14 protein-coding genes are annotated in these 13,586 nt (G+C 70.9%); 11 read left to right on the forward strand and 3 right to left on the reverse strand.

Annotated elements, in window-relative coordinates:
• Nucleotides 1-8 precede the first annotated feature (8 nt).
• The 4 genes from ACQEVY_RS02175 (at nt 9) to ACQEVY_RS02190 (ending at nt 3,287) form a co-directional block, all read left to right on the forward strand.
• A complete protein-coding gene (locus ACQEVY_RS02175) occupies nt 9-944 on the forward strand; it encodes a M56 family metallopeptidase (RefSeq protein ID WP_432944189.1) in 936 nt (311 codons plus the stop codon).
• Between the two features lie 68 nt (nt 945-1,012).
• The gene (locus ACQEVY_RS02180) at nt 1,013-1,741 is read left to right on the forward strand and encodes a phosphatase PAP2 family protein (RefSeq protein WP_432944191.1); all 729 of its coding nucleotides are present in this window, start codon (nt 1,013-1,015) and stop codon (nt 1,739-1,741) included.
• 10 nt (nt 1,742-1,751) lie between these two features.
• The gene (locus tag ACQEVY_RS02185; RefSeq protein ID WP_432944193.1) at nt 1,752-2,453 is read left to right on the forward strand and encodes an HAD family hydrolase; all 702 of its coding nucleotides are present in this window, start codon (nt 1,752-1,754) and stop codon (nt 2,451-2,453) included.
• Between the two features lie 132 nt (nt 2,454-2,585).
• The gene (locus ACQEVY_RS02190; protein ID WP_432944195.1) at nt 2,586-3,287 is read left to right on the forward strand and encodes a TetR/AcrR family transcriptional regulator; all 702 of its coding nucleotides are present in this window, start codon (nt 2,586-2,588) and stop codon (nt 3,285-3,287) included.
• On the opposite strand, the gene ACQEVY_RS02195 is transcribed toward ACQEVY_RS02190, so the two are convergent.
• On the reverse strand, nt 3,266-4,777 hold the full coding sequence (locus tag ACQEVY_RS02195; RefSeq protein WP_432944197.1) for an LVIVD repeat-containing protein: 1,512 nt from the start codon (nt 4,775-4,777) through the stop codon (nt 3,266-3,268). The two genes, ACQEVY_RS02190 and ACQEVY_RS02195, sit on opposite strands and share 22 nt — an antisense overlap.
• A 214-nt stretch (nt 4,778-4,991) precedes the next feature.
• On the opposite strand from ACQEVY_RS02195, the gene ACQEVY_RS02200 reads away from it, so the two are divergent.
• Together ACQEVY_RS02200 and ACQEVY_RS02205 are read left to right on the forward strand one after the other, a co-directional pair.
• Complete coding sequence (locus ACQEVY_RS02200; RefSeq protein WP_432944199.1) at nt 4,992-5,639, forward strand: DUF305 domain-containing protein; 648 nt, start codon at nt 4,992-4,994, stop codon at nt 5,637-5,639.
• A 137-nt stretch (nt 5,640-5,776) separates the two neighbouring features.
• The gene (locus ACQEVY_RS02205) at nt 5,777-7,129 is read left to right on the forward strand and encodes an FAD-dependent oxidoreductase (RefSeq protein WP_432944201.1); all 1,353 of its coding nucleotides are present in this window, start codon (nt 5,777-5,779) and stop codon (nt 7,127-7,129) included.
• Nucleotides 7,130-7,167: 38 nt separating this feature from the next.
• Here ACQEVY_RS02205 and ACQEVY_RS02210 read toward each other — a convergent pair whose 3' ends face one another.
• A complete protein-coding gene (locus ACQEVY_RS02210) occupies nt 7,168-7,524 on the reverse strand; it encodes an ArsR/SmtB family transcription factor (protein ID WP_432944203.1) in 357 nt (118 codons plus the stop codon).
• 183 nt (nt 7,525-7,707) lie between these two features.
• Between ACQEVY_RS02210 and ACQEVY_RS02215 the strand changes: the two genes are divergently transcribed.
• Entirely contained in the window at nt 7,708-8,787 is a 1,080-nt protein-coding gene (locus ACQEVY_RS02215) for an NADH:flavin oxidoreductase/NADH oxidase (RefSeq protein WP_432944205.1), read from the forward strand.
• Nucleotides 8,788-8,799: 12 nt separating this feature from the next.
• Here ACQEVY_RS02215 and ACQEVY_RS02220 read toward each other — a convergent pair whose 3' ends face one another.
• Nucleotides 8,800-9,378: an Rv1733c family protein gene (locus ACQEVY_RS02220; protein WP_432944207.1), complete on the reverse strand. Its 579-nt coding sequence runs from the start codon at nt 9,376-9,378 to the stop codon at nt 8,800-8,802.
• Between the two features lie 212 nt (nt 9,379-9,590).
• Between ACQEVY_RS02220 and ACQEVY_RS02225 the strand changes: the two genes are divergently transcribed.
• The 4 genes from ACQEVY_RS02225 (at nt 9,591) to ACQEVY_RS02240 (ending at nt 13,552) form a co-directional block, all read left to right on the forward strand.
• Nucleotides 9,591-10,676: a WD40/YVTN/BNR-like repeat-containing protein gene (locus tag ACQEVY_RS02225; protein ID WP_432944209.1), complete on the forward strand. Its 1,086-nt coding sequence runs from the start codon at nt 9,591-9,593 to the stop codon at nt 10,674-10,676.
• Between the two features lie 118 nt (nt 10,677-10,794).
• The gene (locus tag ACQEVY_RS02230; protein WP_432944211.1) at nt 10,795-11,472 is read left to right on the forward strand and encodes a uracil-DNA glycosylase; all 678 of its coding nucleotides are present in this window, start codon (nt 10,795-10,797) and stop codon (nt 11,470-11,472) included.
• A complete protein-coding gene (locus tag ACQEVY_RS02235) occupies nt 11,469-12,509 on the forward strand; it encodes an N-acetylglucosamine kinase (RefSeq protein ID WP_432944213.1) in 1,041 nt (346 codons plus the stop codon). Before ACQEVY_RS02230 ends, ACQEVY_RS02235 begins: the two co-directional genes overlap by 4 nt.
• A 119-nt stretch (nt 12,510-12,628) precedes the next feature.
• Nucleotides 12,629-13,552, forward strand: coding sequence for a sirohydrochlorin chelatase (locus ACQEVY_RS02240; RefSeq protein ID WP_432944215.1), 924 nt, complete (start codon nt 12,629-12,631; stop codon nt 13,550-13,552).
• Nucleotides 13,553-13,586: the final 34 nt, after the last annotated feature.

Genomic DNA, 13,586 nt, shown 5'->3' on the forward strand with positions numbered 1-13,586 from the left:
CTGGCCCCATGATGGTCCCCGCGGCACTGCTGCTGCTCGGCGCCCTGGCCGCCGTCCTGGCTCCGCGGCTGCTCGCCCGAGCCGACTGGGCGGACCGCGAACCGGTGGTCGCCCTCTGGGTGTGGCAGTGCGTGGTGGTGGCGGTCCTGCTGTGCTGCGTGCTGTCGATGACCCTCAGCGCGGCCGCCGCCTGGCAGGCGGTGCGCGGCCATGTGTTCGCCCCGGCCCCGCACCACGTCGTGGACGCCTACGCACTCGCCGAGGCGAGCCCCTGGGCCGCCGTGACCGCCGTGGCGCTCGCCTGCGGCGGCCTGTGGAGCGCGGCGATGCTGGTCCGCGAGATCGTACGGGCCCGTGCCCGCCACCGCCGCGAGCGCGCCGAACTCCAGGTGCGCGCCCCGCTGTTGCCCGGCGAGGAGCCCGGCGGCGACCGCCTCGTCGTGCTCGAGGGCGAGCGCCCGGATGCCTGGTGGCTGCCCGGCGCGGCGCCTCAACTGGTCATCACCACCGCCGCGTTGCGCCGCCTCAAGGGGAGCCAGCTCGACGCCGTACTCGCCCACGAGCAGGGGCACGCGCGGGCCCGGCACGACTGGCTGCTGCACTCCTCGGCGGCGCTGGCCAACGGCTTTCCGCAGGTCCCCGTGTTCGCGGCGTTCCGAGACGAGATGCACCGCCTGGTCGAACTCGCCGCCGACGACATGGCGTCCCGCCGCTTCGGCCGCCTGACGACCGCCCTCGCACTGGTGGAACTGAACGAGGACCGGGGCGTGTTCGGCCCCTGCCCCGCCCCGCAGGCCCATGTCCCGCAGCGCGTGAACCGTCTGCTCACTCCCCCGGACCGCCTTCCGCCCGTCCATCGGCTGCGGCTCACGGCGTCCGCGGCGCTGGTGCCGGTGGTTCCGCTGCTGGTGGCGTTCGTGCCGGGGCTACGGGCGCTGGGGTAACGAAGCGCACAAGTCGACGTACGCCCCGGAGTTGGCCTTCGGCCCCAGCGGTCCGCGAGAATCGTTCCATGCACTCCCCCACCGTCGACTCGCCACCCCGTACAGCGGCCCCCACAACCGCCGTCCGCGCCGCGGTGGCCCTCGCCGTCCCCACCGTGCTGCTGATCGCGCTGGTCGCCCTGTCCTGGGACCCGCTGATGGACCTGGACGGCGATATCGCGCGTACGACGCACGGGTGGGCGGTCGACGAGCCCGACGTCACGCAGACGTCCCGCATTCTGACGGACTGGGTCTGGGACCCCTGGACCATGCGTGCCCTGGCCACCGCGACCGTGCTCTGGCTGATCATCCGGCGCTCGGCCTGGCGGCCCGCCCTGTGGCTGGGTGCCGCCACCCTGCTCGGCACCCTGCTTCAGCAGGGCATGAAGGCCGCGGTCGGCCGGGAGCGCCCCGTGTGGCGCGACCCCGTGGACTCGGCCCACTACGCCGCCTTCCCGTCCGGCCACGCCATGACGGCGGCGGTGGTCTGCTGCCTGCTGCTGTGGCTCCTGCACCTGTACGGCGCCGGGCGCGTCCTGTGGCGTATCGCCCTGACCCTCGCGGCGGTCTCCGTGATCGGTGTGGGCCTCACCCGCGTCTGGAACGGCGTGCACTGGCCGACGGACGTGCTCGGCGGCTGGCTGCTCGGCGCGCTGACCGTCGCGCTGACGGTGGTGGCGTACGAACGGTGGCGGGCGCCTTCGACCGATGTGCCACAGCGGCCACTTGCCCAACAGGAAGAACAGGAACACCGGTAAGGTCCAGCACGTGGCTGCTGTCTTATTCGACTTCTCCGGAACCCTCTTCCGTATTGAATCCACCGAGTCCTGGCTGCGCGCGGCGCTGGCCGAGGCCGAAATCCCCCTCTCCGATCCGGAGTTGATCCGGGCGGCCCGGGAACTGGACGAGGTGGGCGCGCTGCCCGGCGGATCCTTTCCGTCGAGGCGCATCCCCGATGAGCTCGCCCAGGTGTGGGAGATCCGCGACAAGAGCGCCGAGCTGCACCGTGCCGCGTACACGGGCCTCTCCCGTTTGGTGCCGCTGCCCGATCCCGCCCTGCACGACGCGCTGTACGCCCGCCATATGACACCGGCCGCGTGGCGCCCGTACCCCGACACGGCCGAGGTGCTGGGCGCGCTGCGTGAGCGCGGGGTGGCGATCGGTGTGGTCAGCAACATCGGCTGGGACCTGCGGCCCATCTTCCGTGACCACGGCATCGACCCGTACGTCGACGCCTACGTCCTGTCGTACGAACACGGCATCCAGAAGCCGGACCCACGCCTGTTCGCGGCCGCCTGCGACGCGCTCGGCGTCGATCCGCGGGAGACGCTGATGGTGGGCGACAGCCGCCACGCGGACGGCGGTGCGGCGGCCCTGGGCTGCGCGGTGCACTTCGTCGACCATCTGCCGGTGACCGAGCGCCCGGACGGGCTGCGACCGGTGCTGGACCTGGTCGGCCGAGAGCTCTGAGATTCCCGTCCGCCTGGACGATCCCCCGCGTCGCCCAGGCGAACGGCAGCCCGAAAGAGACCCCTGGGAAGGGGTCGCCATGGACCCGCTGAGTATAGTTGGCTGGCAGCCAGTCAACACAGGAGTTACAGGATGTCCCCCCGCAGCCGCTCGGTCAATGAAGAGTTGCGGCGGCGATCCCGGGAAAAGCTGCTGCAGGCGGCACTTGAGCTGGTCAGCGCGCATGGTTACGAGGCGACAACACTTGGCGACATCGCGGACCGCGCGGGCTCCGCGCGCGGACTCGTCTCGTACTACTTCCCGGGCAAGCGGCAGCTCGTGCAGTCGGCTGTCCACCGGCTGATGCACTGCACGCTCCGGGAGGCACTGGAGCGTGAGCCGCGCACCGGGGACGGGCGGGAGCGCTTGGCGCGCGCCATCGACGCGGTCCTGGGCCTGGCCCGGGACCATCCGGTGCTGATGCGCCAGCACATGGCCGGGATACTGCAGGCCGAGGGGTTGGTGCAGTGCCCGGAGCAGCAGCGCCTGGCGGAGCTGCTCAAGGACACCGTGGCCCGGTACGGTTCCGCGGACCCCGCCGCCGACTATCCGATGTTGCGGGCGCTGCTGATGGGTTCGGTGTTCGCGGCCCTGGTGCCGGGCGTTCCGATGCCGCTGGCGACTCTGCGGGCCGAGCTGTTCAAGCGGTACCGGCTCGACTGGGAGCTGGGTGTCCCGCCGGACGCCGAAGCGCCCGGCGGGACCTGTGGCGCAGACCTGTCACGGTTCTTCTCGCCCCAGGGCCGCGAAGCCGACGCGGCGGCCCGGGCCGGTCAGCCCCACCAGCCGAAGTAGTCCGGCTGGGTCTGCACGTTCAGCTCGGACATACGGATCCACCTCGCCGGGTCCGTACGCCGGTCGCTGATCTTCAGGACGTCGAAGCCCTTGGCCATGTCGTTCGAGTAGATGTAGCCGTTGTAGTAGTACGCCGACCAGGAGCCGCCGCCCACCATGGTGTCCGTGGAGATCGGGCCGCGCTCGAAGTAGGCGATCTCCTTGGGCTTCGAGGAGTTGGTGAAGTCCCAGACGGAGACGCCGCCCTGGTACCAGGCCTGGACCATGATGTCCTTGCCCTTGACCGGGATCAGCGAGCCGTTGTGAGCGACACAGTTCTCGGTGTCCGCCTGGTGGCGCGGGATCTTGAAGTAGCTCTTGAAGACGAGCTTGCGCTTGTCGCCCTTGCCGACGAGGTCGTAGATGCCGTCGGCGCCGCGGTTGGGTCCGATGGCCGCGTTGCAGGTGGCCGCGCCGCCGCCGCCCAGCTCGTCGGTGAAGACGACCTTGTTCGCCTTCTGGTTGAAGGTCGCCGAGTGCCAGAACGCGAAGTTCACGTTGTCCTGGACCTGGTCGATGACCTTCGGGTTCTCCGGGTCCTTGATGGAGAACAGGATGCCGTCGCCCATGCAGGCGCCCGCCGCGAGGTCCTTGGAGGGCAGCACGGTGATGTCGTGGCAGCCGGTGGTCTTGGAGACACCCGGGTTGGTGGGCGAGCCCGGGTTGCCGCCGCCGTCGGGACCCTCACCGGGGAAGATCACCGGGAAGCCGACGACCGCCGCCTTCTGGGGCGCCTTGCGCGGCACCTTGATGACCGAGATGCCGTCGTGCGGCGGCTGGCAGTCCGGGAAGGTGGCGCTGGGCGAGTACGAGGAGACGTACACGTAGACGTTGCGGCGCTCGGGCACCAGCGTGTGCGTGTGCGAGCCGCAGGCGGTCTCGACGGCGGCGACGTACTTGGGGTGGCGCTTGTTGCTGATGTCGAAGATCTTCATGCCCTCCCACGAGGACTTCTCAGTCGCGGGCTGCGAAGTGCTGTTGCAGGAGTTGTCGCTGCGCGAGGAGTCGGTGGAGAGGAAGAGCAGGTTGCCGGAGACGGAGATGTCGTTCTGCGAGCCGGGGCAGAGCACCTGGGCGACCGTCTTCGGGGCCTTGGGGTTGCTGATGTCGAAGACGCGGAAGCCGTCGTAGTTGCCGGCGAACGCGTACTTGCCCTGGAAGGCCAGGTCCGAGTTGGTGCCGGGCAGCGCGTCCTTGGGGGTGTTGCCGACGTGGGTGATGTTGTCCGAGTGGACGATCTCGTCCTTGCCGGGTATGTCGCCGCTCTCGATCGCTTCCCTGACCTCGGCCGCCGTGCTCTTGGAGACCTTGTCCGGGGTGGCCGGCTTGTCCCCCGGGTCCGGGGTGGCGACCGCCGGACCGGCCGTGAGCAGCGCGGCCAGGAGTCCGGCCGCGGTGGCGACAACTCCCAGTCGTCTGCGCCGTGTTCGGTGGTTGTTCAACAGGGTCACTGCGTCCTCCCTTGTAGCCGTTCGCAGTTGAACGGTTAAGGCACCACCGCAGTATCGTCTTCATCATGCTCAGAACAACAGGGCGCAATGCAGTCGTAACGAATCCTTCCGATCATTCACGAACGGCAACATGTCATCGGCGATCGGTAACGGGGTAGGACGTCTCTCAACACCCACAAGGTGTCCGTCCTTTCGTGTGCCACAGGAGGCCGCTGTGCTCATTCGTCGTACGTACCGTCACGTGGTCACCGCCGCCGTGACGGTCGCCGTGCTCACCCTCGCCGGCTGCACCGGTTCGGACGACGAGCCCAAGTCCGCGTCTGGCAAAGGTCCTTCGGTGATCGCTCCGGGGAAGCCGGGCGAGGCGGCCGAGACGCTCTCCGCCGAGGAGGCCGAGAAGCGGCGGCCCGACGACTCCCCCAACTCGGCGGACCACGACTACGCGCGGATGATGATCGAGCATCACACCCAGGCCCTGGACATGACCGAACTCGCCCCGAAACGTGCCGAGTCGAGCAAGGTGAAGCGCCTCGCCGAGCGGATCGCGGCCGCGCAGGGGCCGGAAATCGACGCCATGAAGGCCTGGCAGCACGCGCACGGCGGCGCGAAGAAGGGCCAGGCGCACGACCATGAAGCGATGCCCGGTATGGCGACCGAGGCCCAGCTCAAGAAGTTGCGCGCCGCAAAGGGGAAGGCCTTCGACGAGCTGTTCATCAAGCTGATGATCACCCATCACGACGGCGCCATCACCATGGCCACGGATGTGCTCGCACAGGGCAACAACGTCCAGATCGGCGAAATGGCCGACGACGTGATCGCCCAGCAGACGACGGAGATCAACAAGATGCGGGACATGCCCTGACGACGGCACGCACGGCGCCCGGGTGGTGCACTCCGGTGGCGTAGCGACGCGTTCGTGGCCCTCCCGTGGACGGCGGCTCGGTGCGATTCTGGAGGTAGCAGCGATCTCCTCGTTCTCCTACGGGAAGGAGTTCCGCCGTGCTGCATGTCGCCGTGGTCGGTTCGGGGCCGAGTGGGGTCTACGCCGCGCAAAGTCTCGTCCAGCAGAGCCAGGTGCCCGAGGTCCACGTGGACGTACTGGACCGGCTGCCCTGCCCGTACGGACTGGTGCGGTACGGCGTGGCCCCCGACCACGAGAAGATCAAGTCGCTGCAGAACAATCTGCGTACGGTCCTGGAGCACGAGCGGGTGCGGTTCCTGGGCGGCGTCGAGGTCGGCCCGGGCGGGCTGTCGGCCGCCCGGTTGCGGGAGCTGTACCACGCGGTCGTGTACTGCGTGGGAGCCGCCACCGACCGGCATCTCGGGGTGCCCGGCGAGGAGCTGCCGGGCAGCTGGTCGGCGACCGAGTTCGTGTCCTGGTACAGCGCGCATCCGGACGCCACCGCCGACGGCTTCGTGCTCGGCGCGCGGGCGGCCGTCGTCATCGGCGTGGGCAACGTCGCGGTGGACGTGACCCGGATGCTGGCCCGCGGCGCCGCGGAGCTGAGCCCCACCGACATGCCGCAGGGAGCGCTCGCCGCGTTGGCCCACAGCCAGGTGCGGGACATCCAGATGGTGGGGCGGCGCGGCCCGTCCCAGGCCCGCTTCACCACCAAGGAGCTTCGGGAGCTGGGCACCCTGCCCGACACCGAAGTGATCGTGGACCCCGAGGAGTTGGCGCTCGATCCGGCGTACGCGGACCCCTCCGCGCTCCCCGCAGCCCAGCGCCGCAACGTTGAGGTGCTGCGCGGCTGGGCCACGCAGCGACCGAGTGGCGGTTCCCGGCGGATCCGGCTCCGCTTCTTCCTGCGCCCGGTCGAGCTGCTCCCCGCCGGAGAACGCGTGGGCGCGGTGCGTTTCGAGCGGACGGCGCCGGACGGATCCGGGGGCGTGACGGGCACCGGGCAGTTCGAGGACATCGAGGCGCAGCTGGTGCTGCGCTCGGTCGGCTATCGCGGGGTGCCGCTGGAGGGCCTGCCCTTCGACGCCGAACGCGGCACGGTGCCGCATCTCGCCGGACGGGTCCTGCGTGAGGGCTCGGTGGCGCCGGGCGAGTACGTGGCGGGGTGGATCAAGCGGGGTCCGACGGGAGTGATCGGCACCAACCGGCCCTGCTCGAAGGAGACGGTGACCTCGCTGCTGGAGGACGCCCCCGAACTCGTACGCCGTGAGGTGCCGGACGATCCCCTCGCGGTGCTGCGGGCGGAAGGCCTGCGGCCGGTCGAATGGTCGGGCTGGCTGGCGATCGAGCGGGCGGAGGCGGAGCTGGGGGCCTCACTGGGCCGGAGCGTGGTCAAGCTTCCGGACTGGCAGTCCCTGCTGGAGGCGGCCCGGGCAGCGAACGCCCGGTAAGGGGACTGCCCTTCAACCGCCTTGCCTCCCAGGGCGGTTCAGCTGTCCTCGAGGCGGGCGGCCTGACCAGCGGCGGCGGCCAGGACGCTGTCGAGAAGTCCCGGGAAGAGGTCGTCCAGGTCGTCGCGGCGCAGGCCGTTCATCTTGGCGGTGCCCCGGTAGACCTGCCGGATCACTCCGCTCTCGCGCAGCACCCGGAAGTGGTGCGTGGTCGTGGACTTGGTGACGGGCAGGTCGAAATGCGAACAGGAGAGCTCTTCGCCGTCGGCGGCGAGCTCTCGTACGACCAGGAGCCGCATCGGGTCGGAGAGCGCGTGCAGCACGGCTTCCAGCCGGATCTCCTCGCGTGTGGGATGCGGGAGTTCACGGCTGCTGGTGGGGGCGGCGGTCGTCACGGCGAGCTCCAGTCCTTGTGCTCGGGCCTTCGGGTCCGGAGGTCCGGCGGATTCCCGGGTCTCCGAGGGCTGTATCGCTCCGGAGGACCCCATTGTACGAGAACTCTCGTAGTTTGACATCTCCCGTACTACGATGCCTATCGTACGAGTCGTAACCCGGCCCCGTGACGATTGGAGTCCGCCGTGAGCGCGCTCTTCGAGCCCTACACCCTGCGCGATGTGACCATCCCCAACCGCATCTGGATGCCTCCGATGTGCCAGTACTCGGCGGCGCCCGAGGGCCCGGACATGGGCGCCCCGAACGACTGGCACTTCGCGCACTACGCGGCGCGCGCCACCGGCGGTACGGGGCTGATCGTCGTCGAGGCCACGGCCGTCAGCGCCGAGGGCCGGATCTCGCCGCACGACCTCGGCATCTGGAACGACACGCAGACCGAGGCCTTCCGCCGGATCACCGGCTTCCTCAAGGGACAGGGCACCGTTCCGGCCGTGCAGCTCGCGCACGCCGGACGCAAGGCCTCGACCGACCGCCCCTGGAAGGGCGGCGCTCCGGTCGGTCCCGAAGCCCACGGCTGGCAGCCGCTCGGGCCCAGCCCGCTCGCCTTCGACGCGAACCACCCGGTGCCGACCGAGCTCACGGTCGAGGGGATCCGGGAGGTCGTCGGCCAGTTCGCCGACGCCGCGCGGCGCGCTCTCGCCGCCGGCTTCGAGATCGTCGAAATCCACGGCGCGCACGGCTACTTGATCGGTGAGTTCCTCTCCCCGCACTCCAACCAGCGCACGGACGCGTACGGCGGCTCGTACGATAACCGCACGCGCCTGGCCCTCGAAGTCGTCGACGCCGTACGGGCCGTATGGCCGGACGACAAGGCCCTGTTCTTCCGGATCTCGGCCACCGACTGGCTGGAGGAGAACGGCTGGACGGCCGACGACACGGTCCGCTTCGCTGCCGAACTGACCGCCCACGGCGTCGATCTGCTCGACGTCTCCAGCGGCGGCAACGCCTCCGGCGTCCGCATCCCCGTCGGCCCGGGCTACCAGGTTCCCTTCGCCGCCCGCGTGAAGAACGAGACGACCATGCCCGTCGCCGCCGTCGGCCTCATCACCGAGGTCGAGCAGGCCGAGAAGATCCTCGCCAATGGTGAGGCGGACGCGGTGCTGCTGGGCCGGGAGCTGCTGCGCAACCCTTCATGGGCCCGGCATGCGGCGCGCGAACTCGGCGCCGAGGTGCACGTACCGGACCAGTACCACCGGTCCGTCTGACCACGCGCCCCCTCAGCCCGTCTTCCGCCCCCACTGCGGGCCGAACTTCTCCCACTCCGCGTCCCACTGCTCCATGCGCCGCTGATCCAGGCGCTTGCGCAACAGCCGCCCGCCGCCGAGGGGCACGGCGGCGGCGCAGGCACCCACCAGCACTCCGGACATTCCGGCCCGCAGTCCGGCCTGGTGCGCGCTGGCGGGCTTGGTGACGAGGTGCCCGTCGCGGTCCGTCCACACGACGACGGGGGTACCGGCCGTGCTGCCGGGGTCGACACGCGCCTGGCCGGTGTGCGGCGCACCGTCCGCCGCGGTCCAGCGCACCTCGGCCCAGATCCGTTCGTGACTGGCCGCGGAGGTGCTCGCGGCGGGCGTGTTCTCGGTGGTCAGGGCGAGGACGGGATGCCACTCGGCGCGCTGCTGGGCCAGGGTGCTCTCGACCGCGTGTGCCGTCCCCAGTCCGGCGAGCAGACCGGTGACCAGCATCAGGGTCCAGGTGGCGAGCAGGAGCCAGGACTCCAGTTCGTCGCTGCGGCGTCGCAGCGGGTTGCGCCGCCATCGCCACAGCCACACCTTCGGACCACGGAATGCCGCCATCGAACGCCCCAATCTCCTCACCGACGCACCAGTCCCCCTCCCTCCCATACGCGAGCGATCGCCCCGGTGCTCACAGGGAGACGTTCCCCACATCGCCGTTGGCCGCCGAAATACCGTCTGACCTGCGCGGATGACGCGTCCAGAGGTGATTGTCAGTGCCTGGGTGCAGACTGACCCGTGTCTGCTGACAACGACGTCCGGAGGTGGTCGGCATGGCCGACGTACTGCTCACCGTAGGCACACGGAAAGGCCTGTTCATCGGGCGACGGCGCGGCGGCGCCTGGGAGTTCGACGACAGTCCGTACTTCAACGCGCAGGCCGTCTACTCGGTCGCCATCGACTCCCGCGGTGATGTGCCGCGGCTCCTCGTCGGCGGGGACAGCGCGCACTGGGGCCCGTCCGTGTTCCACTCCGACGACCTGGGCCGCACCTGGACCGAACCGGCCAAGCCCGCGGTCAAGTTCCCCCAGGACACGGGGGCTTCGCTGGAGCGGGTGTGGCAGCTGCATCCGGCGGCGGCCGAGCCGGACGTGGTGTACGCGGGCACGGAACCGGCCGCGTTGTACCGCTCCGAGGACCGCGGCGAGACTTTCGAACTCGTCCGCCCTCTGTGGGAGCACCCGACGCGCTCGCAGTGGGTGCCCGGCGGCGGCGGAGAGGGCCTGCACACGGTCATCACGGACCAGCGCGATCCGCGCGCGGTGACGGTCGCCGTCTCCACGGCCGGTGTCTTCCGCACGAAGGACGGCGGAGAGAGCTGGGTGCCCTCCAACTCCGGTGTCTCCGCGGTGTTCCTGCCCGATCCGAACCCGGAGTTCGGCCAGTGCGTGCACAAGATCGCACAAGACGCAGCGACGCCGGACCGGCTGTATCTGCAGAACCACTGGGGTGTCTACAGAAGCGACGACGCGGGCGCGCACTGGACGGACATCGGCGAGGGCTTGCCGTCCACATTCGGTTTCGCCGCGGCCGCGCACCCGCACCGGGGGGACACGGCATATCTGTTCCCGATCACCGCCGACTCGGACCGGGTCCCGGCCGAGCGCCGATGCCGGGTCTTCCGCACCGCCGACGCGGGCAAGACCTGGGAGGCGCTCTCGGCGGGACTTCCGCAAGAGGACCACTACGGCACGGTGCTGCGCGACGCGATGTGCACGGACGGCGCGGACCCGGCGGGCGTGTACTTCGGCAATCGCAACGGAGAGGTGTTCGCCTCGGCCGACGACGGGGACAGCTGGCGGCAGTTGGCGTCGCATCTGCCGGATGTGCTGTGCGTACGGGCGGCGGTGATCGACTGAGCCCTCGCGGTCAACTGTTGAGCCCTGGCCAACCCTGGCCGTCAACGGACGTATCACGCTGGGTCGTTCCGCGGCCACCGGTTGATGGAGCCCGTTCGGGCGCCAGTAGGGTGACGCCGTGGCTCCACGACCGTTGCATGAAATCGTTGAACCGGGTTGGGCCAAGGCCCTGGAACCCGTGGCCGGACGGATCGCCGAGATGGGTGACTTCCTGCGCGCGGAGATCGCCGCGGGACGCACCTATCTCCCGGCGGGCTCGAATGTGCTCCGTGCCTTCCAGCAACCGTTCGAGGAGGTGCGGGTCCTCATCGTCGGCCAGGACCCTTATCCGACACCGGGACATGCGGTGGGGCTGTCGTTCTCGGTCGCGCCCGAGGTGCGGCCGCTGCCCGGCAGCCTCATCAACATCTACCGGGAGCTGAGCAGCGACTTGGGTCTGCCACAGCCGTCCAACGGCGACCTGACGCCCTGGACCAAGCAGGGCGTGCTGCTGCTCAACAGGGCGCTGACCACAGCCCCGCGCCGTCCCGCCGCGCACCGGGGCAAGGGCTGGGAGGAGGTCACGGAGCAGGCGATACGAGCGCTGGCCGAGCGTGGCGGGCCGCTGGTGTCGATCCTGTGGGGGCGCGACGCCCGTAACCTCCGGCCGCTGCTCGGTGACCTGCCGTCGGTGGAGTCGGCGCATCCCTCGCCGATGTCGGCGGACCGCGGCTTCTTCGGCTCGCGCCCGTTCAGCCGCGCAAACGACCTGCTGGTCCGTCAGGGCGGCGAACCCGTGGACTGGCGGCTGCCGTGACCGGTCCCGGCGCGATGTCGGGCGTACTGGGTGTGGACTCCGGGGGTTCGGGTCTGCGGGCCGTACTGGCGGTCAAGGGTGGCCAGGACGGCGGGAGTACGGCTCCGCTGGAGTCCAGGGAGCCGGTGCGCACGGGGCCGCGCGGTATCGACGCCGGGCATCTGGTGGAGCAACTGGTGCCGATGGCACGGCAGTTGATGGCGGACGCGGGGATCGCCACGCTTGCCGCTGTCACCGTGGGGGCTGCGGGTTACACCTCGTTGGGTGACTCCTTGCGCGCCGACCTGCCGTCCGCGCTGGCCCGCGAACTGGGCGTGCGCAGGCTCGCGTTGGCCGCCGACGGGGTCACCGCGTACGTGGGCGCACTGGGGCAGCGGCCGGGTGCGGTGGTCGCAGCCGGCACAGGCCTGATCGCGATCGGCACGGAGCTGACGAGCTGGCGCAGAGCGGACGGCTGGGGACATCTGCTGGGCGACCACGGCAGCGGGGCGTGGATCGGGCGAGCCGGACTCGAAGCGGCCCTGCGCGCGCACGACGGACGCTCCGGGGGCTCGGCCCCGCTCCTGGCGCGCGGCGAGGCGATGTTCGGCCCGGCCGACACCTGGCCGGGGCAGCTCTACCCGCGCACCGACCGCCCCGCCTTGCTCGCGTCCTTCGCACCCGAGGTGGCCGCCTGCGCGGACGGCGACCCGGTGGCCGCGGGCATCCTGGCCGAGGCCGCCCGGCATATCGCCGACGCGGCCCGCGCGGTCTGCCCCACCAGCGGCGAGGTCACCGGGGAGGTCCAAGTCGCCCTTACGGGTGGACTGTTCAAGATGGGCGACCCCCTGCTCGTACCCCTGCGTGCCGCGCTGACGGATCGGCTGCCGTACGCGCGACAGGTTCCGGCCGCGGGCGATCCGCTCGCCGGCGCCGTACGCATCGCCGCCGACCTGGCCGAAGACCGGCTGACGCTGCCGCGCGAGGTGGACATGCTGCACGTGGTGGCGGAGACCGCCGCGCCCGAGGCCCTCGCACCCGAGACCCCCGCACCTTGATCCGTACGTACGCAAAGAGATCAATCCGTACGTAACTCATCGGACAAAACGGGACGTATACCGCTCACCTGCACCCTCCCCGAACAGGGGAGCCCCAGAAACCAGTAACATGCGGCGCCATGAGCTCCCCCACTGGGCCCGAGTCCGGCCTGCCAGTACGAATGCCGCGACCCCGCCAGCCCGGGCGGCACCGCCGTCCGGAGCCGCTGTCGGCTCCCGAGGGCGCGCCCGCGCTGCTCCTCGCGGTGCCCGGCACGCCCAGCGGTGCCGTGCGCAGCCTTGCCGACGAGGTCGTGAGCATCGCACGCTCCGAGCTGCCCGGCCTCGACGCCCGGATCGGGTACCTCGACGGTGACGACGCGGAGTTCCCCACGCTTCAGTCGGTGCTCGTGCACGCCGCCGAGGAGCGCACCGCCCGCTTTGAGCAGGCCCGTGCCGCCGGTGTGGACGTCAGGGAGCCGGAGGGCCCCGTCGCCGTCGTCGTGCCGCTTCTCGCAGGCCCGGACAACGCGCTGCTGCGCCGCATCCGCCAGGCGGTCATGGAGAGCCGTGTCGCTGCCGAGCTGACCGATGTGCTCGGACCGCATCCGCTGCTCGCCGAGGCGCTGCACGTCCGGCTTTCCGAGGCGGGTCTGGCGCGCGCCGACCGCGCCCGGCTGTTCACCGTGGCGACGGCCGCGGACGGAATCATCCTGGCGTCCGTGGGTGGCGAGGAGGCCGTGCAGGCGGCCGGGATCACCGGCATGCTGCTCGCCGCCCGCCTCGCCGTGCCGGTGATGGCGGCGGCGCTCGACGAGGAGGGCGCGATCGCGTCCACCGCCGAGCAGCTGCGTTCCTCCGGGTCCCAGCAGCTGGCGCTCGCGCCGTACCTGATCGGCCCCGAGCTCGACTCGACCCTGCTCCACGCGGCCGCGAAGGAGGCGGGTTGCTCCGCCGCCGAGGGGCTCGGCGCGTACCCGGCGATCGGCAAGCTCGCGCTCTCCAAGTACACGACGGCACTGGGCATCGCCCCGCAGCAGCCGCAGGGTGCGCCGGTTCGCTGACGCCGCACGCTGTACGACGAAGGGCCCGCTCCTC

It is taken from the genome of Streptomyces sp. CA-288835 (assembly GCF_050936385.1).
Classification (GTDB): Bacteria; Actinomycetota; Actinomycetes; order Streptomycetales; family Streptomycetaceae; genus Streptomyces.